Below are 20,026 nucleotides of genomic sequence, written 5' to 3'. Positions count from 1 at the left end.
TTTCCCTCACGAGTGACCCTCTACCACCCACTGGAGGCCGTTGCGCAACAGGCGTCGGAATCCCGCGTTCTCGAACGCGGTCGAGTCGTGGCCGAGCGAACAGTAGAAGACGCGTCCGTCGCCTTCGGTGCGAACCCACGCTGCGGGCATCGTCCCCGTTTCGGGCAGGGTAAACTCGGCAAGAACCGTGACTCGGTCCGCGTCCCAGTCGAGTTCGTACGGTTCGTCGTATATCTGGAACCCGTCTACCCCGTCGGTCACGGGATGTGCCGCGTCGCCGATCTCGATGTCGATCGTTGTCATCTCCGGATGCGTAAGGAACCGGCCGCCGATGAGGTCAGCCAGTTCCGGACACGGCTCGTCGACGAAGCTGTCGAGAACGGTTGCACAGTGAAGCCTGACGTAGCCGGACCCTGCCGTGACAAACGACTGTATCGCGTCCAGTTGCGCCGGCGTCCATTCGGCCTTCGTCGTGTAGTCGACGAACACGTCGTAGTCATCAAGCGTCAAGACCGCGTCGCGCTCCGTCGTCAGTTCGACATCGGCAATATCACGGAGTGCGTCTTCGAGCGCCCGACCGACCGCTCCGAAGTCGTGGAACTCGAACTCGTCGTCGCCGATCGCTAACGTATCGATAGCCACGAACCGGTGATAGCAGTGGCAGTCGCTTACGTCTTTTCGTCGGCGTCGAAACAGGGACTGGTCGACAGGGCGTTTGCAGGGCTGCGGACTCCACTCGGTGCATGGCGATGCCGCGCGAAAAGCGGGCTATCCCGACGCCGTAGCTTTTTGTACTCACGCGTCGAGCATCCGGTTGATGTCACTGTTAGCTCATATCGAACAGTTTACGCAGCGGGACTGGCAGACTGAAGCTGACGGAACGGTTCGGCTGGCGCTCGTAGGTCTCGGCTGGTGGACGATCGAAGAGGTGCTCCCCGCTATCGAGGCGAGCCAGCGGTGCGAGACGACAGTGCTCGTAACCGGTTCTCAGGGAAAGGGCGAACGAGTCGCCTCGGACGTCGAGACGGTCTCCGACGTGCTCTCCTACGACGACTTCCACGACGCGAGCGCACGGGGGGCATACGACGCGGTGTATATCTGTACGCCGAACGCGACCCATCTGGAGTTCGCCGAGACCGCAGCCGATCTAGGCAAGGCTGTCCTCTGCGAGAAGCCGATGGAAGCGACCGTAGAGCGGGCCGAGCGGCTGGTCGAGGTGTGTGACGAGGCGAGCGTGACGCTGGTCGTCGGCTATCGGATGCAGACTGAACCGGCGATACGCCGCGCTCGCGATCTGATTCGAGATGGCGCGATCGGCGAACCGCAGTTTGCCAGAGGGACCAACACACAGACGCTCTTGGATGTCATCTCGAACCGGGACCAGTGGCGTCTCGACTCGGACCTGACCGGATACGGCGCTTCTGTGATGGACCTCGGCATCTACCATATCAACACGACCCGGTTCCTGCTCGATGCCGACCCGATCGCGGCACACGCGACGATGGCGTCCGATCACGAGGCGTTCGACGATGTTCCCGACGAGCGAGCGTCGTTCATGCTAGAGTTCGAGAACGGGGTGTTTTCGACGTGTACGACGAGTCAGAACTCTCAGGCAAATACGTCCCTCGAGATCACCGGGACAGACGGACGACTCCGTATCGAACCCGCCTACCACATGGAAACCGACCTCGAAGTGACAGTTGACGACAGCACAGTCCAGTTCGACATACCGAACCCGAACCAGATGACGGAACTGTTCGAGTACTTTGCGGAAGCCGTACTGACCGACCTTGACGGTACGGCGCAGGGTCGGAGCGGACTCGTAGACCTGCGGACAATCGCCGCGATACACGCGGCTGCCGAGTCGGAGCAACGGGTCGAGATCGATTGAGACGATGGTATCAGCGCGACCGTTGCTGAGTACGTACAGAACGTTACCGGCCCCATCCGAGCTGCTATCAAGCGCTGCTTTCCATTCATACTGACTAACTTCCAGTATTGCTAACATCATGGTAGAGAGAGCCCACCGCCCTCCAACAGGCGATCCGACTGCAATCCCCGGATGACGCGTCCGATAATAACGCCCGTACTCCTGTTATTTGGAACCGAGATATCCTGTTTGTTCTCGCTACTGTCACTATAGAGACAGCAATACTATTCTACTCTACAGATATCCTGGAGCCCTCGCCGCGGAAGTATCGATTGTTCGTGTCAAACTCGCCCCGAGCGAACGGCGTTCGACCCGTGGGCGAATCAATCGCGGATCGAAGGGGGACCCACCATTCCCGAACGATTCAAGACCGTCCGAGCGGAACAGTCGGTCGATGTACGTCAGCGATTACAGTCTCTACGCCGTCGAACCTCGGTGGTTGTTCCTCAAACTGACAACGAGTGACGGCCGCGTCGGCTGGGGAGAAGCCGTCTCCCTGGGCGGGGAAAACACTGTTCCCGAGGCGATAGAGACGTTGCTGGATACATATCTCGTCGGCGAGGCCCCTGGCCGAATTGAAGACCACTGGAGTACGATGTACCGTGGTGGCTTCTACCGCGGCGGCCCGGTTCTCATGGCCGCGATCGCTGGCATCGACCAGGCACTCTGGGATCTGAAAGGCAAGGAGTTCGGTGTCCCAGTCCACGAACTGCTCGGCGGCCGCGCCCGTGACCGCGTGCGGGTGTATGCGTGGATCGGCGGCGACAGACCGGCCGACGTCCGCGAAAAAGCGCGTGATCGCATCGACGAGGGATTCACCGCCCTGAAAATGAACACCACGTCCGAACTCCGGCGAGTCGACAACGCGGCGACGGTTGAGGCCGCGCGGGAGCGGGTCGCTTCGGTCCGAGAAGTCATCGGCCCGGAACGGGATATTGCGCTCGATTTCCACGGCCGCGTCTCGAAGCCGATGGCACCCCGGTTGGCTGCTGCCGTCGATCAGTACGAGCCGCTGTGGATCGAGGAGCCGGTACTCCCCGAACACAACGAAGCACTCCCCGCTATAGCCGCACAGACGACGGCGCCTCTCGCGACGGGGGAACGGCAGTTCTCTCGCTGGGAGTTCAAACACCTCTTCGAACAGGGGGTAGTGGACGTGATTCAGCCGGACCTCTCACACGCCGGCGGGATTACCGAGGTGAAGAAGATAGCCAGCATGGCCGAAGCCTACGACGTGGCGCTCGCACCGCACTGCCCGCTCGGGCCGATCGCATTGGCTGCCTGCCTCCAACTCGACGCCTGTACGCCGAACGCCCTCATCCAGGAACAGAGCCTGCGGATACACTACAACGAAGGTGCGGAATTGCGTGACTATCTCGACAATCCGTCGGCTCTTGCGTACGAAGACGGCTACGTCGATATTCCAGACGGACCGGGGCTTGGCATCGAACTCGACGAAGACGCGTTCGTCCCTCTCGATACGACAGACGAGTCCGACAGCGATGTGTGGCGCCACCCCGACGGAAGTGTCGCCGAGTGGTGACTTGGCTGCTATGCAAATGATAGTCCCCGGAACCGTCCGGAACGGCGTTTGCAACGCCGCCATGAGCACGGCCAGCAGCCCGCTCCCGGTCAGGCAGTTTACTCTCACCCTCCAGCCAAGTTACCAGCTCCCGTCAACTGATAGCTCTGTACTCCTGGTGTTCCGATCGACGGAGGGCTTGTTCAGTTAGCAGAACTGTACTAAGCTTCGGGAGGTCCCAACCGCGTTTCGGTTGGTTCTAGCTCGGTATGACTGAATGGTTTGGAATAAAATAGGTTTCAGCTTCTCTCCAAAAATATATTTAATAGCATCCGGGTTCTATGAGGTCCGCATCAGGGATCCGACTCGTTTCGTTACAGGCCTGTTTTGGGCCAGTCCGTATCATCGTCGGGAGTTATAGTGACGCCATCGCGTCTCTGGTGAGGGTTTCGGAGAAAATACGATTAGAAAGCCGGGAACGTAGAAACCAACGGATAGACTGGAATTTGTTTGTGGTAGCTCCAATTGATTGTCCAACTGTATTACTGATAGAAGCTGCGAATAGTACTTTTGATTATCACGACCCGATTCGGTGTTTCATTTCCCGTCTATCGTACCAATTGAAACGATAGACACGCCGATCTCTCTGCTATCGTGTGATCAGGTACGTAGCGATATTCACTAGTTCCTATAGCTGTAACCCGATTTTCTGAGTCGCCTTACGTTAGAGAATGAGGCGGACGAACACTGCGTGTCTATGTCCGAACTCGACTGTCTCAATGGATGTGTCGGGTTGATCGACTTGTCGTTTGTGGAGCGGTGGTGGTGGACTGCCAAGTGGGCGTACAGCCAAGCCGGCGTACAGTGACATTTATCGAACATGTCATTCTCATATTTAAGCAAGAATTTTTATAGTTAGGAACTCTAACGAAGTCACGTCTCGATCCACGAGTGAGTTCACACGGTCGATCTACAGCTGATTTCGACGGTGACTGCGGATCAATTTGCGGTTGACGAGAAGTCCAACACGGCACTGGCGTACTTCCACAAGAGGTGGAAAGCAGCGGAAACCGAGTCAGAAACAACGCTTTCCGTACTGTTTTCTTCATCTCTTCGTCGGTCAGTACAGGAGAAGTAACGAGTGCTCTCGTCTCCAATTCTCCCATGCCAGCACCGACCTTTTAGTCGAACCTCGCTAATGTCTGTCCAGAATTATGAGTTCCCGGCATCGGAACCGAAGCGTCACAGACACCGGCGAGTGGTATTCGTGAGCTACGTCCTGTGGGCCCTGCTGGCGATGGTCTGTTACTCGTTCGCGTTTCTGTTCATGAAAATCGCACTGCAAGAGCTGCCAGCGTTCACCGTGATGCCGATTGCAGTCCTCACACTGGCCGTCGGAGCGACGACCGTGGCGGCGCTGTATGGGGACTGGTCGGCTCAGTCACTGACGAGTCGGTTTGTCCCGTTCGCGCTGTTGGCTGGGCTCTGTCTCACCGGTGCGATGGTCGGGTATTTCCGCGCACTCTCGACCGGCCCTGTGAGCATCGTCGTTCCGGTGTTCGGGATGTTCCTCGTCGGTGGGGCACTCCTCGGCATCCTCGTTCTATGGGAAGCAGTGACAGCGAGGAAGGTGGCCACTGGCCCCGCAGTCCCTGTCTCTTCCCCCTCAAAACTGTGGGCTATACGTGGGATCCACTGCCCCAATCGAAATGCCTGCTTCTGAACCATCGTGGGTCGCGCGGTAGATGTTCCGTGATTCACGCGCGTCGCCGACGACGTAGACATCCGCCGGGGTAGGTTCGAGTTCGTTTACGAGTTCGTCGTTCGGTTGGTGTCCTACTGCTAGGACGACGGTATCTGCGCTGTACTTGGATTCAGAGCCGACGCCGTTCTCGGTGACAACAGTTGACTCCTTGATGGACACGACATCCTCCCCAGTTTCCGTCGTTATCTGCTCGTTCTCGCCGAACTGCTGGAGCATATCGATTCGGCTAACCAACTCTTTTTCGGGGGCAATCTCGCTCCCCTGTTCGACGATGGTGACCGCGACATCTTGATTCGCGAGATAGCTAGCAACGTCACACCCCACGTCGCCACCACCGATGACCACAGCAGTGTCAGTATCAACAGTTACCGACCCATTGAGAACATCCCACGCTTGGACGACGTGTGGCTTGTCGCTCCCCGGACAGTCGAGTTCACGGGGTCGTGCACCCGTGGCCACGACGACGGCGTCCGGTTGGGTTTCACATATTAGGTCCGAGTCAACGTATTCGCCAAGCTGAACGTCGACATCTCGCTTCGAGAGTTGCTCATCAAGGTACTTGTGGTACCATTGGATTTTCTCTTTTCCGGGTGGTTGTGCTGCGATGTGGAGTTGTCCACCGATTCTATCGGCGGCGTCGTACAGCGTCACGTCGTGACCCCGATCCGAAGCCCGTATCGCTGCCTGACTCCCAGCGGGACCCGCCCCGACGATTAGGACGTCTTGCTGTGTGGGGGCAGACCCGAGGGTTGCGAACTCACGCTCTCGACCGACTGTCGGGTTGACTGTACACCCGATCTGTTTGTCGGCCATGAACCCCTCACCGATACAGCCGATATTACAGCCGATACAGCGGTTCAAATCCTCCAATTGTCCCTCTTTGGCCTTCCGTGCGAAGTATGGGTCGCTGATATGCCCGCGGCCGATTGCCACGAATGTCGCCGTACCGTCCGCGATAATCTCGTCCGCCGTCGTCGGCTGTCGGACGACCCCGACAGCGATAGTTGGGACGTCAACGACAGACCCAATCTCGGCGGCCAGATAGCTTCGCCACCCCTCCTCGAACCGCATCGGTTCGAGTGTCTGTGGAGCGGACCCGTAGGTACCGGCAGACACGTGGAGAACGTCCACACCGGCTTCGTCGAGCAACGCCGCCATCTGCTTGCTCTCGTCTAGCCCGTATCCGTCCTCGACAAATTCGTCCGCAGTCAGGCGAAACGAGAGGCTGAGATCGTCTCCGAGTTCTTCGCGAATACCCTCGACAATCTCGACCGGAAACTGCATTCGCTCTTGGAGACTCCCGCCGTATCTGTCTTCTCGGGTATTCGTCCGCGAAGACATGAACTGTTCGAGGAGATAGCCGTGCGCGCCGTGGAGTTCGACGCCGTCGAACCCGGATTTTCGCGCCCGCTTTGCCCCACTGACGAACTTCCCGACCAGTGTTTCGACTTCCTCAGTTTCGAGTTCTCTCGGATTTCGTGCACTGTAGCCACTCTCGGACTGTGTGGGGACGACAGGGCGGATGCCGCCTGTTTTCTTCTCCGTCGTCTGCCCCCCGGCGTGGTGTAGCTGGATGAATACTTTCCCACCGTGGTCGTGGAGACGCTGTGTTAGTCGGTTAAGCCCAGGAACACAGCCATCGTCGTCGATTCTGAGCTGGTTGGCTATCGTATCAGAGACCGGGTGGTCGATAGCAGCCACTTCGAGGATAATTAACCCCGTTCCTCCTTTCGCACGCTCGGCGTAGTATTCTATGAGTGGGTCTGTGACTTCACCGCGCTCACTAGCGAGGTTTGTCCCCATCGGGGCCATGACCAGTCGATTTCGGATGTCCGTCGAGCCGATGCGTCCGGGCTGAAACAGGTGAGTAAATTCGTCAGTCATGCCGGGCGTACCATTACTATGAATTGGCTCTGGAACAGACTCTAACTTATGTACGCAAAGCCTGGTATTAAGTTGACTGCTATCGACAGATAACGCATATGGGAAAACTCCGACGTGTCGTACTCGATATCCTGAAACCGCACGATCCTCCGTTGCTCGTGTTTTCCGAGCGTATCGACACGATTGAGTGTGTCGACGGCGTCACTGCGTCACTGATCGAACTCGACAAGGAAGTCGAGAACGTGAAACTCACAGTTGAGGGAGAGGACATTGACTACGAGGCAATTGAGGAGGCAATCAGCGGACTCGGTGGGACCGTTCACTCGGTCGATCAGGTTGCCTATGGTGAGTACGTCGTCAAGGAGCAGCGAACGCTTCAGGACGACTAATCGACGTGCCTTCGAAACCCGCCCTCCTTCGGTCGCTGCTCGGTCGGGAAGAGGTACGCTCTATCTCCCGGCGATATTTCATCTCGAACGGATTCGACGGCACCCTGACGTGTATCGGTATCATTGTTGGGGCGATTCTATCGGGCGTTCCCGACGGGGTAACGGTCATCAAGATCGGCCTCGGTGCCGCGGTCGGTCTCGGAACGTCTGCCGTCTGGAGCGTCTGGGAAATCGAACGCGCCGAGACACGTGCAGAGATTCTCCGAATCGAAGAGGCGATGCTGACCAACCTAGACGACACACGCGTCCAGCACGAACAACGAGGGGCCCGCGTGATACACGCGACTGCGAGTGGACTCGGTCCACTCATCGGTGTACTAATCCCGCTCACGCCGTTTCTGTTTGAGAGCACCGCGTTTTCGATGGCGAAAGCAGGTGTCGTTGGCGTTGGTCTCGGTATCAGCATCCTCGCTGTCTTCGGCGCGTACATGAGTTCGATTTCAGGCCAGAAGTGGTACGTGTCGGCACTCCGGATGGCTCTGGCCGGTCTCGTCGTCACGATTATCAACATCTTCCTCCCCGGATAGCGGACTCCTGACCGCAACCAGGCAGCGGGCCGCTGACTCGGCCGCGACTCGGAGATTCAGGCTAAACCTACGTTGTTGCATGCTTGCGGGCCGCATGACGTCTGACCAGCCACCCGATCATCATGAGGATCGGTGTGGCCACGAGAAGCACGACTCCCAACAACGCCCAGTCGGTGACACCCAGTGGAACAGTGCCGAAGTACTGGTTCAGCGGCGTATAGAGGACAGCGAGCTGAAGCGCCAGCGACGCCCCGACGGCAGCAACGAGCCAAGGGTTCGACAGTGCGGGTGTCCCTTTGGTCCACCGAACGACGTACAATTTGACGAACTCGAAGATTACGAGTCCGGTGAACACCATCGTCATAGCGTAGGGTGTGACAGCCGATGCACCCTCAAGCGTGTAGAACATCACGCCGAGAAGCAAGACCGTCGCGGTCAGACCGGCCCCACTGACGAAGCCGAGCATCTCGGTGTCGATAATCCCCGCTGATTGGTCCCGGGGCGCTCGGTCCATCACGTCGCCACCTGGGTCCGTCCCGAGTGCCAGTGCGGGCAAGCCGTCTGTCAGCAAATTGATCCACAGCAACTGGACTGCCGGAAGGATGAGGTAGCCAAAGAGCGACGCAAAAAAGACGACTGCGACCTCTGCGGCGTTCGCACTGAGTAGGTAGGCGACGAACTTCCAGATATTATCGAAGATGGTCCGGCCACGCTGTATTGCGGTACGAATTGAGGCGTAATTATCGTCCAGCAAGACGATGTCGCTGGCCTGCTTGGCCACGTCGGTTCCGCGAATGCCCATGGCGATGCCGACATCTGCGTTTTTTAGTGCCGGGGCGTCGTTGACGCCGTCACCCGTCATCGCAACCGCAGCGCCATTTGCCTGGAGCATCTCGAGAATCCGGACCTTGTGTGTCGGTTCGGCCCGTGCGAACACGTTGACCTCCGCAACGCACTCACGAAGTGTCTCCTCGTCCATCTCTTCGATCTCTTGGCCAGTCACAACGTCCGACTCGATACCGACCTCACTGGCGATAGCCCGGGCCGTCACTGCGTTATCACCGGTAATCATTTTGACGTCGATACCCGCGCGGTGAGTGTCAGCAATCGCCTCGCGGACCTCCGTTCGCGGTGGATCGAGCAGTCCCTGTAACCCGACGAACACGAGGGTATCCTCGGGTTCCCCACCGTCGTTTCGGTTCTTGTATGCGAACCCGAGGACACGGAGCGCGTCTTCGGCCAACTCCTCAACCTGGTTGCTGATTTGGGACCGTGTCTCCGTATCTAGTTCGACTGGACCCTCCGGGCCGAGCACTCGTGTCGCCCGCTCAAGGACGACACTTGGCGCTCCCTTGACATAGACCACGTCGTCGTGAACTGTCGCCATCCGTTTGCGCTCCGCCGAGAACGGAACCTCGTCACGTCGTGGGCGATCCGCGCGTCGGGTTGCAACGTCGATTCCTCGGTCGGCCGCGGCCATGACGAGTGCTCGCTCGGTTGGGTCGCCCTCGTCGGCCGTCGCGTCGTTACAGACCGCTCCGATCTCGTACAGGAGGTCCAGCCTGTCGTCGTCACTCTCCTCGTCAATTCCAACGACCTGATCGTGGACCCACGCTGTCTGGACCCGCATCTCGCCTTCAGTCAGCGTTCCCGTCTTATCAGTGCAGACGACATCAACCGCGCCAAGTGCTTCGACGGCCGGGAGTGTCCGGACGAGGACGTTCTCGTCGGCCATACGCCGGACGCCAAGCGCAAGCGTCAGCGTGACGACTGCGGGCAGTCCCTCGGGGACGGCCGCCACCGCCAGCGACACAGCGGTCAAACTAGCTTGGAGGAGGCCACGTCCCCCGGCCAGAAGCAGCGAGACGACGAGTGCCGAGAGGACCACGACAGCGAATCCAAGGCGACGACCGAGTCGATCTAGGTCGCGCTGAAGAGGTGTGCGTGAATCCTCTGCACTGATAAGTGCCGTCGCGATCTCACCGACTTCCGTCTCCATCCCGATCTCGACGACGACGGCAACTGCCCGTCCGCGGGTGACGTTCGTCCCTTTGTAAACCATGTTCTGGCGCTCTGCGAGCGGCGCCTCTGCAGTGGCCGCTGTCGTAGTCTTCGTGACCGGCACGCTCTCACCTGTCAGCGCCGCTTCGTCGATTTCTAGATCGGTTATCTCCACGAGCCGAGCATCAGCGGGGACGACATCCCCCTGTTCAACAAGGATGATATCACCAGGCACGAGCGCTGTCGAGTCGATTTCCTCGCTGTTTCCCGACCGACGAACAGTAACCTCCGGCGTTGCCATCTCGCGGAGCGCGTCGAGACTCTGTTCTGCTCGGTACTCCTGAACGAATCCGAACCCGCCGTTCAACAGCAGGATGATAGCTATGAGAACAGCATCAACAACGTGCCCGATGGCAAAGGACAGCGCGGCAGCGACAAGTAATACCCAGATGAGCGCACTCGAGAACTGTGCGAGTAGAATCTGGACCGGTCCACGTCCGTGGTCACCGATGATTTCGTTACGTCCGAACGTCGCACGGCGCTCGTCTGCTGTTTCCCGGTCCAGCCCCGCCTCGTTAGTCTCCAACTCGTCGTATATCTCCTCGAGAGAACGAGTATGCCAAGCCATGATCAGCACGCCCAGTCGAGTGCAATCAGACGACTGGATAGGGCTTGGGATCGCCCCCAACCTGGGTTCTCAAGATACATGTACCACCTCTGTGTACTGTAGCTTGGTATACAAGTTTTTCTTTCACTTTTGACGGGTCTACTCGGCCGGTTACCGCACGGCCACTTCGACTCGGATCGCTCACTGGTCTGGGAACAATACCATTCGACAGATGAGAGGCAAGAAACAGCGCCCACTCAATCAGAATTTATATATCTCGCACGGGTCCCGGACAAGAGTCGCTTTCAGAACAAGTTCTCGGAACTGTCCGAACCATGCCGTGCCCGGAGAGTATCTCGAAGCCAGTTGCTCCGATAGCCTGTACCTCTCCAACGTCGTGAAGATCAGCAGAGAGTCGAAGAAGGGTTCACCAGGCCGTCGTCGAAGCCGCTGGAAACTTCCTCGAATTCGGCGAGGACGCAAATCCGGAGCTAATTGCGGATTCCTACGATTATCAGGGCCTTCCTCGCGGTCAAAGCAGTCTGACCCAATCTGTGGAAACCCGCGTTCTACCGAGGGCGCGTCAAACAATCACGCTACCGTTCTTGACGACCGTCTCGACGAGATCGATATCGTACTTGTAGGGGAGATGCCGGTACGACGGGGCATCGAGGACAACCACGTCGCCGAGTGCACCGGGTCGGAGGGTCCCGCAGCCGTCAGAGCGGTCGATTGCGGCGGCACCGCGCTCGGTGATACTGAGTATCGCTTCGGCGGGCGTCATGCCGATACCGACACAGGCGAGTGTCGCTGCGAACCCGAGCGTCGGTGCGTAGCAGTTGGGGTTGAAGTCGGTCGCGACAGCCGGCAGCGTCTCCCGCTCCCGGAACGGTTCCAGTGCCGGGTACTCCCCGTCGAGGCCGAACGCAGTTCCGGGGAGGAACACGGGCGTCACGCCGCTGTCGACGAGACGGGCTGCGTCCTCCGGCGTCGACTGAAGCAGATGGTCGGCGCTGGCCGCCGACAGATCGGCCGCGAGCTGTGACCCGCCCAGCCGCGCGAACTCGTCGGCGTGAATCTTCGGTGTGAGCGAGTGCTCCCGGCCGGCTTCGAGGATTCGGCGGGACTGCTCGACGGAGAAGACGTCCGCCTCACAGAACACGTCACAGAACTGCGCGATACCTTGGTCGGCCACCGCGGGGAGTTGCTCAGTGATTACCGACTCCGTGTACGCCTCGGCGGTCACGTCCTCGGGAACCGCGTGTGCACCCATGAAGGTCGGAATGAGATCGACCGGATGTGTCTCGTCGACCCGGTCGATGACCGAAAGCATCCGCAGCTCGGTCTCCGTGTCCAAACCGTAGCCAGACTTCACCTCGGCCGTCGTCGTCCCGTGTTCCAGCATCACATCGAGGCGGCCCCGGAGCCGCTCGGCGAGTTCCATGTCGGTGGCCTCGCGGACGTTCCGAACGGTTCGGAGGATGCCCCCGCCGTCAGCAAGGATGTCCTGATACGACGTGCCCGAGAGCTTCGCCTCGAACTCGTCGGACCGGTCACCGGCGAACAGCGCGTGGGTATGCGAGTCGACGAAGCCGGGGAGGACGCAGTTCCCGTCGGCGCCGACGGCGGTGTCGGCGTTTTCCGGCGGGTAGTCCGCGGTAATTTCGTCCGACGGACCCACCTCGCTGACCGTCCCACCCTCGATTACGACGGCGGCGTCTGTCACCGTATCGAGGGTGCGATCCCCGTCGGCCGGGCCGGTGACGACCTCCCCCGCATCGTGAACGACGGTGTAGGTCATGCCTGCCCCCGGAACGCCGGTGTCACCGTTGAGTGGTGTGTCGGCGTCATGCTCAGTTGTCCCGCATGGGAATCGGCACGTCGGACTCCTCGGCCTCGTCGATGGCCTCCTCATAGCCGGCGTCGGCGTGGCGGACGACGCCCATGCCTGGGTCGGTCGTGAAGACGCGGCGGGCCTTCTTTTCGGCCAGTTCCGAGCCGTCGAGGACGACGTGGTTGTTCGCGTGCAGCGAGTTCCCGATACCGACGCCGCCGCCATCGTGGACGCTGACGATGTCGGCGCCGGCAGCACAGTTCAGGAGGGCGTTGAGGATGGGCCAGTCGGCGACGGCGTCGGTCCCGTCTTTCATGTCCTCTGTCTCGCGGAACGGGCTGGCGACGCTGCCCGCATCAAGGTGGTCGCGCGTGACCACTACCGGCGCGGATATCTCCCCCTCGGCGACCAGTTCGTTGATGCGGAGGGCAAAGCGGGCACGCTCGGTCAGGGAGTCCTCGGCTTCGTCGCCCTCGCTGTCGGTGTTGTACCCGAGCCAGCAGACGCGGCTGGGTAGCCCCTGGAACTGCACTTGCTCTTGGGCGAGGTCGATCCAACGCGCGAGGCGCTCTTTCTCGGGGAACAACTCCAGAATCGCCTCGTCGGTGCGGCGGATGTCTTCGGGGTCTCCCGAGAGGGCCGCCCAGCGGAACGGGCCTCGGCCCCGACAGAACTGTGGCCGGATGTACGCCGGCACGAACCCCGGGAAGTCGAAGGCGTCGTCCCGGTCGCGGTGTTCCTGTACCTGTCCACGGATGTTGTTGCCGTACTCGAACGCGACCGCGCCGCGGTCCTGCATCGTCAGGATAGCGTCGAGGTGTCGCTCCATCGTGTCGAGGCTCTCCTCGCGGTAGCGGTCGGGGTCGCGTTCGCGGAGGTCTCCGGCCTCCTCTATCGTGTAGCCCGACGGGTAGTACCCCTCCATCACGTCGTGGGCGCTGGTCTGGTCGGTGATGACATCGGGGACGAAATCCCGCTCCAGCATTCCGTCGAGCATCTCGGCGGCGTTCATGTGGACGCCGACACTGTAGGGTTCGCCGGCCTCGGCCGCGTCCATCGCACGCTCGATGGCCTCGTCGAGCGTCTCAACTTTCTCCATGCAGTACCCGGTCTCGATGCGGCGGTCGATACGTGACTCGTCGATTTCGGCGACGATACAGACGCCGTAGTTCATCGTGACCGCGAGCGGCTGTGCGCCGCTCATCCCGCCCAATCCGGAGGTGACGACGGTGTTCCCGCGGAGATCGCCGTCATACTCCTGTCTGGCGAGTTCGGCCAGCGTCTCGTAGGTCCCTTGGATGATGCCTTGGGTCCCGATGTAGGCCCACGAACCGGCCGTCATCTGCCCGTACATGATCTTCCCGTCGGCTTCGAGTTCGTGGAAGTGCTCCCAGTTGTCCCAGTTCCCGACGAGATTGGAGTTCGCGATGAGCACGCGCGGGGCCTGCTCGTGTGTCGGGAACCGGCCGACCGGTTTGCCCGACTGGACGAGCAGTGTCTCCTCGTCACCGAGGTCCCGAAGCTCGGAGAGGATGGCGTCGTAGGCGTCCCACGAACGGGCCGCGCGTCCGGCCCCGCCGTAGACGACGAGGTTCTGGGGGTCTTCGGCGACTTCGGGGTCGAGGTTGTTGTTGAGCATGCGGAGGGCGGCTTCCTGTCGCCACCCCTCACACTCGATCTCCGTCCCGGTCGGGGCACCCTGATACGAGAGCCACTCGTCGCTTGGCGTCTCACTCGCCGGTTCGAGGCCGTCTTGACTCATATGTGGACAGTGGGCACACAACGAGAACACTGAATCGCCACCGAAGGGAGGGGGATTTTTATCCGGTCGGAAAGACCAATCGCCGGAACACGACCCGAACAGCACCGGATCGGCCCGTCGATCATCGTTCGGGGTATAAAATTCCCCCTCCACAAGCGGGGCGCGTACCCAGTACGTGTCGCGTCCACGGCTTCAAGAGATGCCGCGCATCGACTACGTTCGGTACGACGACGCTTCTCCGGAGATCCGTGACGCGCTCGACGAGTCGGCCTACGCCGACGCCGAGGAGCGGCACCTGTTTTACGAGATGCTCGCGAACGTCCCGTCGGTGTTCGACCGCCGTGTCGAGTATTTCGGCAAACTCATGGGTGGCGGTGCTGTCCCGAAACGGGAGAAAGAACTCGCGTATCTAACCGTCGCTTTGGTCACGGAGACACGCTTCGTCGCAGCGACCCACGCGAAATACCTCGTCGACAACCACGACGTGTTGCCGGAAACGATAACCGCGCTGTCCGGCGGCGACTACTCGGGACTGTCCGACCGCGAGCAGGCGGTCGTCTCGTTCACCCGTGCGGCCGTCCACGACCCGGACGGTGTCGAAGACGAGAAGCTGGCGGCCCTCCGCACGGCGGGCTACGACGACGGTGATATCGTGGAGCTGTTGCTGTTGACCTGCGAGGCACAGACGGCGACGACCATCGCCACGGTGACCGGGATGGCGCTCTCCGACCGCGGTGAGACGGAACCAGCCTATCTCCCCGAAGAATTCGCGCTCTGACCGGCGACGAGCGGCGGTCGACCGATAGTTATAACTTCTGAGTAATATATCTATAACGTATGAACGACGACGTTCTCGTCACGGCCGACTGGGTCGAGAATCATCTGGAAGAGTTCAAGCGAGACGACCCGGCGTACCGACTCGTCGAGGTGAACAATCCGGAAGTCACGGCAGAAGAGCACACGCCATACGAGACGGCACACATTCCGGGGGCGACGTTCTTCGACTGGAACCGAGATTTCACGGACGAGAAACGACGGACTATCGTCGACCGGGAGGGATTTGCCCGCCTCAATGCCGAGGCCGGCATCACCGAGGACACGACCGTCGTCATCTACGGTAACGGCCGGGTCCCCAACTGGTACGGGATGTTCGCCTACTGGGTGTACAGCTACTACGGCCACGACGACGTTCGGGCACTCGACGGCGGCAAGCAGTACTGGCTGGCAAACGACTATCCGACGACGACCGACGTACCGTCCTTCACCGCCCTGGAGTACGACGCGAGCGAACCCGACGAGTCGATTCGCGCCTACAAGGAAGACGTGGACGCCGCAATCGAGGGCGACGCGGCCCTGCTCGACGGCCGGACGCCCGAGGAGTTCGACGGCGAAGTCATCGCGCCGGAGGGGCTCGAACCGACGGCACAGCAGGCCGGTCACATCCCGGGCGCGACAAACGTGCCGATGCCGAAGGTCCACAACGAGGACGGCACGTACAAAAGTCCCGACGAGTTGCGGGAGCTGTACACGGAGGCCGGTCTCGACGGGGAGGACTCGACGGTCACCTACTGTCGGCTCGGAGAACGGTCGTCAATCGAGTGGTTCCTGTTGCACGAACTCCTCGATTTCGACGCCGTCCAGAACTACGACGGCTCGTGGACCGAGTGGGGGAACTTGGTGAACGCGCCCATCGAGACCGCCGACGCGGAGTAGCTTCCCTCGTCAGTTGGGCCGTCGCGTGTTGAGGAGTCGGTTGACGAGCGCGCCGATGAACTTGTTCTCCGCGATCCGGAGGTGTTCCTCGAACGTTCGCCGATCGATGTCCATGCGCGCGGCGAGTTCTTCGGTCGTGGTTTCCCGGGGAATCTCGTAGTAGCCGGCTTGCCACGCCATCAGGATGGCTTCCTGTTGGCGCTCGGAGAGGTCGGGGACGAGCGACTCGACCGAGAGCATCGGCTGGTCCTGTGAAATGGCGTCGATCTTCCGTTTCGAATGGACCTCGACGCGGAACGACTCCTGGATGTCCTGATAGAACCGCGTCAGGTTCTCTGGATCGAGCGTGATGACGCGGACTACCTTGCCCCCCCGTTCGTACCGCAGCGGCGGGAGCAGGAGACAGTCGTGCTTGGCGAGGTAGCTCTCGATGTTGTTTTCGGTGTGTGGACGGAGACACTGGGACGTGATGATGACCTGCTCGCTATCGCCCTCGACCGTCTCTTCGATCCCGGGTTGACTGCTACTCGAATGTTCAATGCCCACCGTCTCCGCGATCTCGTTTTGGACCTCGTCGGTCACGCGTCCTTTGACATGTAGCAAATCACAATGATTATTACACCACAATTCGATGCTGATGTCTCGATTCTTTGTCGCTTTCTCGTAAGGAACGCCGCCACGAATGTGAAACGTTGCTTCGTGCATATGCGGATTTGGATTGGTCAGGGTATATAATTGGCCACACGTATGGAGGTGTATAATATACACTGATGTATGGTCGTTTTACTCACCATGCGTGATAGTCTCACACGGCGAAGCGTTTTGAAAGGGGCGGCAGTCGGCGGCGCGGCCAGTACGGCCGGGTGTGCGAGTTCGATTCAGGGCGCGTTCGGGGAGAGTACAGAGGTCACCATCGGCGGCAAGCAGTTCACCGAGCAACTGCTTCTCAGTAACATGAGCGCGTTGATGCTCGAAGACGCCGGCGTGTCGATCAACGACGCGTTCCCGGTAGGCGGAAACACCGCCAACCACGAGGCAATAATCGGCGGAGAGACCACACACTACTGGGAGTACACCGGGACTGGCTGGAACTTCCACCTAGGGAACGAGGAGGAGAAGATACGAGACCCCGAGGAGTTGTACAACAGTGTCAACGAAGCCTATCAGGAGGAGTATGGCATCGAATGGCTCCAAACGGCAGATTTCAACAACACGTACGTTGTGACCGCGAACACGGACTGGCAGGAGGAAACCGGCGTCGAGACCCTCTCCGGGTTGGCCGAGTACATCAACGGCGGCGGCGAAGTGACGTGGGCGGTGTCACAGGAGTACATCAACAACCCGACGGCCTTCGGGGACCTGCCCGACTTCTACGGGTACGGTGAGAACATGGACAACGTCACCTACGAACGGATGGCGATCGGGACCATCAACTACCGGGCTGTCGCGGAGGGCGAGGTCGACCTCGGCGTCGGCTTCGCGACGAACCCGAACTTACAGGAGTTCGACATCGCGACCATCGAGGACGACCAGAACTGGTTCGTCATCTATTACCCCGCCCCTATCGTCGACCAAGACGTGCTCAACGACACCGTCCGCGAGGCGCTGAACGCCCCCGTCTCGGCGCTCGACACCGAGACGATGATCGAACTGAACGCTCGGGTCTCGATCGATGAGGAGAGTCCCGAGAACGTCGCACAGGACTGGCTCGAGTCCGAGAACCTGCTGTAGACAGTCCAATGATTCTTCGAGAGACAGTCGATTGGATGCTCGGGAACACCGGCCTGCTCGTAGAGCAGCTACTCGAGCACATGGACATCGCGTTCACGTCTATCGGTATCGGTACCTTCCTCTGGGTCCCCCTCGGCGTGGCCATCTACCACTACGACCGGTTTTCTACGCCGGTCATCGGCGTTGCGGGGATGATACTGACCCTGCCCAGTCTCGTGTTGTTCCCCCTCCTCATCCCTATCGTCGGTATCGGGACGACGCCCGCGATAGTGGCGCTGGTGCTGTACGCCGCGTTGCCGATCACGCGGAACACGTATACGGGTTTGAAGGAGGTCGGAACCGCGGTCGAACGGGCGGGAGAGGGGCTCGGAATGACTGAGCGACAGCTATTAGTTCGCGTGAAACTGCCGATGGCAGTCCCGGTGATATTTGCGGGAATCCGGCAGGCTGCGGTGCTGATTATCGGTATCACGACGATCGCGGCCTTCTTCGGCGCGGGAGGGCTCGGCGCGTCAATCTTCGCCGGTATCAGGCTCAATCTCCCGAAACAGATAGTCGGGGCGACCCTTGTCGTCTCCGTGTTTGCGATTCTCACCGACTACGGACTGGGACTGATACAGCGACGGATTCCGGGCGGAAAGCGGGGGCTCAACGCATGATAGAACTCAACGACGTACGCAAGGTCTACGGCGACAGTACCGAGGCGGTCAGTCAGGTAAGTTTCGAGGTGGCACAGGGCGAAACGGCGACGCTGGTCGGCCCGTCCGGGTGTGGCAAGACGACGATGTTGACGATGATAAACCGGCTCACAGAGCTGACCGACGGCGAGATAATCATCGACGGGACGCCGATCAGCGAACACGACAAGATAGAGCTGCGACGCAACATCGGGTACGTCATCCAAGAGATCGGCCTGTTTGACCACATGACCGTCGGGGAGAACATCGGTCTCGTCCCGGACCTGCGGGGATGGGACGAGCAGCGAAAGCAGGAGCGCATCGACGAACTGCTGGAGTTGATCCAGCTCCCCGCGGACGCGAAAGACCGGTATCCCGAGGCCCTCTCGGGCGGCCAGCAACAGCGCGTCGGTGTCGCTCGCGCCTTGGCGGCTGAGCCCGACATCATGCTCATGGACGAACCGTTCGGCGCGCTCGACCCGATCACGCGCGAGGAGCTACAGGACGAGTTTGTCGAGATTCAGGCCGGGCTTGACGTGACGATCGTCTTCGTCACACACGACATCAACGAGGCGCTGAAGATGGGTGACAAGGTCGCGGTGCTCAACAACGGGGAGCTGGTGCAGTACGACTCCCCAAGGGACCTACTCGCGAACCCGAAAAACGAGTTCGTTGAGGACTTCGTCGGCGAAGACCGTCTCCTCAAGCGGCTCTCGCTGATTTCCGTCCGCGAAGTCATGACCTCGCACGAGTTGCCCGACCGGACGGAGACCGTGTTGCACCCGGACGACAGCCTGAAAGCCGCGCTACAGACGTTCTATCACGCGACCGAGCCGCTGTCGGTCATCGAAGATGGGACGATCGTCGGCTCGCTCAGCGAAGCAGACATCCGAGATGTCGTCTCTGACTCAACGGTCGAGGGTGTCACAAATGTTTAGTCCGCTCCAGAGCCTCGCGACGGGGTGGTTAGAGTACATCATGGCGAATCAGAACCAGTTTCTCGAACTGCTCGCCGGCCACATCCGGATGGTCGGCATCGGCGAGTTGATCGCCATTATCATCGCCGTGCCGGCGGGCATCCTCGCGACGCGAGATCCCCGCGCTGCGCGGGTGATCGAGAGCCTCGGGGCGACCGCACAGACGATTCCGGCACTCGGGGTCGTCGCGCTCACGTTCACGGTTCTCGGGCTCGGCCAGCGGCCGACGATTCTGGCTATCGTCATCTACGCCGTCTTCCCGATTCTGAAGAACACGGTGGCCGGCATCCGACAGGTCGACGACTCGATGGTCCGGGCAGGCCGGGGCATGGGGATGACGAACCTCCAGCGGCTCCGACAGATCGAACTGCCCTACGCCTTGCCCGTCATCTTCGCCGGGATTCGGACCTCGACGGTGCTGTGTATCGGCGTCGCCTACATCGGGGTCTTCGTGGGATCGGGCGGACTCGGTATCTGGGTGCAGGCCGGGCTCACGTCGGTCAGCTACGATATCATGCTCGCCGGCGCGATTCCGGGCGCGCTGACCGTGCTGGCCTTCGACCAGCTGTTCAAATACATCGAACAGGCGGTCACGCCGGAGGTCATCTCGGGCGACCTCGAGGCTGACACGAACGTGGCGGCCTAAC

The 20,026-nt window shown here is 60.4% G+C and carries 17 protein-coding genes; 11 read left to right on the top strand and 6 right to left on the bottom strand.

Features of this window, described 5'->3' with window-relative positions:
• Window positions 1–6: 6 nt before the first annotated feature.
• Window positions 7–642, bottom strand: a complete 636-nt coding sequence (locus VJ109_RS19430) for a ThuA domain-containing protein (protein ID WP_324761026.1) — start codon at window positions 640–642, stop codon at window positions 7–9.
• Between the two features lie 175 nt (window positions 643–817).
• On the opposite strand from VJ109_RS19430, the gene gfo6 reads away from it, so the two are divergent.
• From gfo6 to VJ109_RS19415, 3 genes are all read left to right on the top strand, one after another.
• Entirely contained in the window at window positions 818–1,891 is a 1,074-nt protein-coding gene (gene gfo6 / locus VJ109_RS19425) for a D-xylose 1-dehydrogenase Gfo6 (RefSeq protein ID WP_324761025.1), read from the top strand.
• A 433-nt stretch (window positions 1,892–2,324) separates the two neighbouring features.
• A complete protein-coding gene (gene dgoD / locus VJ109_RS19420; protein ID WP_324761024.1) occupies window positions 2,325–3,473 on the top strand; it encodes a galactonate dehydratase in 1,149 nt (382 codons plus the stop codon).
• A 1,246-nt stretch (window positions 3,474–4,719) separates the two neighbouring features.
• A complete protein-coding gene (locus tag VJ109_RS19415; RefSeq protein WP_324761023.1) occupies window positions 4,720–5,175 on the top strand; it encodes an EamA family transporter in 456 nt (151 codons plus the stop codon).
• Here VJ109_RS19415 and VJ109_RS19410 read toward each other — a convergent pair.
• Complete coding sequence (locus VJ109_RS19410) at window positions 5,119–7,101, bottom strand: oxidoreductase (RefSeq protein ID WP_324761022.1); 1,983 nt, start codon at window positions 7,099–7,101, stop codon at window positions 5,119–5,121. The two genes, VJ109_RS19415 and VJ109_RS19410, sit on opposite strands and share 57 nt — an antisense overlap.
• A 98-nt stretch (window positions 7,102–7,199) precedes the next feature.
• Here VJ109_RS19410 and VJ109_RS19405 point away from each other — a divergent pair, with 98 nt between their 5' ends.
• Both VJ109_RS19405 and VJ109_RS19400 read left to right on the top strand, forming a co-directional pair.
• Entirely contained in the window at window positions 7,200–7,490 is a 291-nt protein-coding gene (locus tag VJ109_RS19405; protein ID WP_324761021.1) for a DUF211 domain-containing protein, read from the top strand.
• A 5-nt stretch (window positions 7,491–7,495) separates the two neighbouring features.
• Complete coding sequence (locus tag VJ109_RS19400) at window positions 7,496–8,077, top strand: VIT1/CCC1 transporter family protein (protein WP_324761020.1); 582 nt, start codon at window positions 7,496–7,498, stop codon at window positions 8,075–8,077.
• 67 nt (window positions 8,078–8,144) lie between these two features.
• Here the strand turns inward: VJ109_RS19400 and VJ109_RS19395 are convergent, their stop codons facing one another.
• The 3 genes from VJ109_RS19395 to hutU form a co-directional block, all read right to left on the bottom strand.
• Complete coding sequence (locus tag VJ109_RS19395) at window positions 8,145–10,706, bottom strand: cation-translocating P-type ATPase (RefSeq protein WP_324761019.1); 2,562 nt, start codon at window positions 10,704–10,706, stop codon at window positions 8,145–8,147.
• A 562-nt stretch (window positions 10,707–11,268) separates the two neighbouring features.
• Window positions 11,269–12,486, bottom strand: a complete 1,218-nt coding sequence (hutI, locus tag VJ109_RS19390) for an imidazolonepropionase (RefSeq protein WP_324761018.1) — start codon at window positions 12,484–12,486, stop codon at window positions 11,269–11,271.
• A gap of 52 nt (window positions 12,487–12,538) precedes the next feature.
• Complete coding sequence (gene hutU, locus VJ109_RS19385) at window positions 12,539–14,281, bottom strand: urocanate hydratase (RefSeq protein ID WP_324761017.1); 1,743 nt, start codon at window positions 14,279–14,281, stop codon at window positions 12,539–12,541.
• A gap of 199 nt (window positions 14,282–14,480) precedes the next feature.
• On the opposite strand from hutU, the gene VJ109_RS19380 reads away from it, so the two are divergent.
• Both VJ109_RS19380 and VJ109_RS19375 read left to right on the top strand, forming a co-directional pair.
• Window positions 14,481–15,059: a carboxymuconolactone decarboxylase family protein gene (locus VJ109_RS19380; RefSeq protein WP_324761016.1), complete on the top strand. Its 579-nt coding sequence runs from the start codon at window positions 14,481–14,483 to the stop codon at window positions 15,057–15,059.
• A gap of 59 nt (window positions 15,060–15,118) precedes the next feature.
• Complete coding sequence (locus VJ109_RS19375) at window positions 15,119–15,994, top strand: sulfurtransferase (protein WP_324761015.1); 876 nt, start codon at window positions 15,119–15,121, stop codon at window positions 15,992–15,994.
• 9 nt (window positions 15,995–16,003) lie between these two features.
• Here the strand turns inward: VJ109_RS19375 and VJ109_RS19370 are convergent, their stop codons facing one another.
• A complete protein-coding gene (locus VJ109_RS19370; RefSeq protein WP_324761014.1) occupies window positions 16,004–16,699 on the bottom strand; it encodes a helix-turn-helix domain-containing protein in 696 nt (231 codons plus the stop codon).
• 69 nt (window positions 16,700–16,768) lie between these two features.
• Between VJ109_RS19370 and VJ109_RS19365 the strand changes: the two genes are divergently transcribed.
• The 4 genes from VJ109_RS19365 to VJ109_RS19350 are packed head-to-tail and all read left to right on the top strand — an operon-like array spanning window position 16,769 to window position 20,025.
• Window positions 16,769–17,725 (top strand): ABC transporter substrate-binding protein, encoded by a 957-nt coding sequence (locus tag VJ109_RS19365; protein WP_324761013.1) that lies wholly within the window; start codon window positions 16,769–16,771, stop codon window positions 17,723–17,725.
• A gap of 35 nt (window positions 17,726–17,760) precedes the next feature.
• Window positions 17,761–18,384: an ABC transporter permease gene (locus VJ109_RS19360; protein ID WP_324761012.1), complete on the top strand. Its 624-nt coding sequence runs from the start codon at window positions 17,761–17,763 to the stop codon at window positions 18,382–18,384.
• Window positions 18,381–19,340, top strand: coding sequence for an ABC transporter ATP-binding protein (locus VJ109_RS19355; RefSeq protein WP_324761011.1), 960 nt, complete (start codon window positions 18,381–18,383; stop codon window positions 19,338–19,340). The genes VJ109_RS19360 and VJ109_RS19355 overlap by 4 nt, the downstream gene beginning before the upstream one ends.
• Window positions 19,333–20,025, top strand: coding sequence for an ABC transporter permease (locus VJ109_RS19350; RefSeq protein WP_324761010.1), 693 nt, complete (start codon window positions 19,333–19,335; stop codon window positions 20,023–20,025). The genes VJ109_RS19355 and VJ109_RS19350 overlap by 8 nt, the downstream gene beginning before the upstream one ends.
• Window position 20,026 lies beyond the last annotated feature (1 nt).

Origin of the sequence: Haloarcula montana, assembly GCF_035666295.1 — an archaeon.
Classification (GTDB): domain Archaea; phylum Halobacteriota; class Halobacteria; order Halobacteriales; family Haloarculaceae; genus Haloarcula; species Haloarcula montana.
The sequence above is the reverse complement of the archived record's forward strand: the minus strand, read 5'-3'. Positions and strand labels throughout refer to the sequence as shown.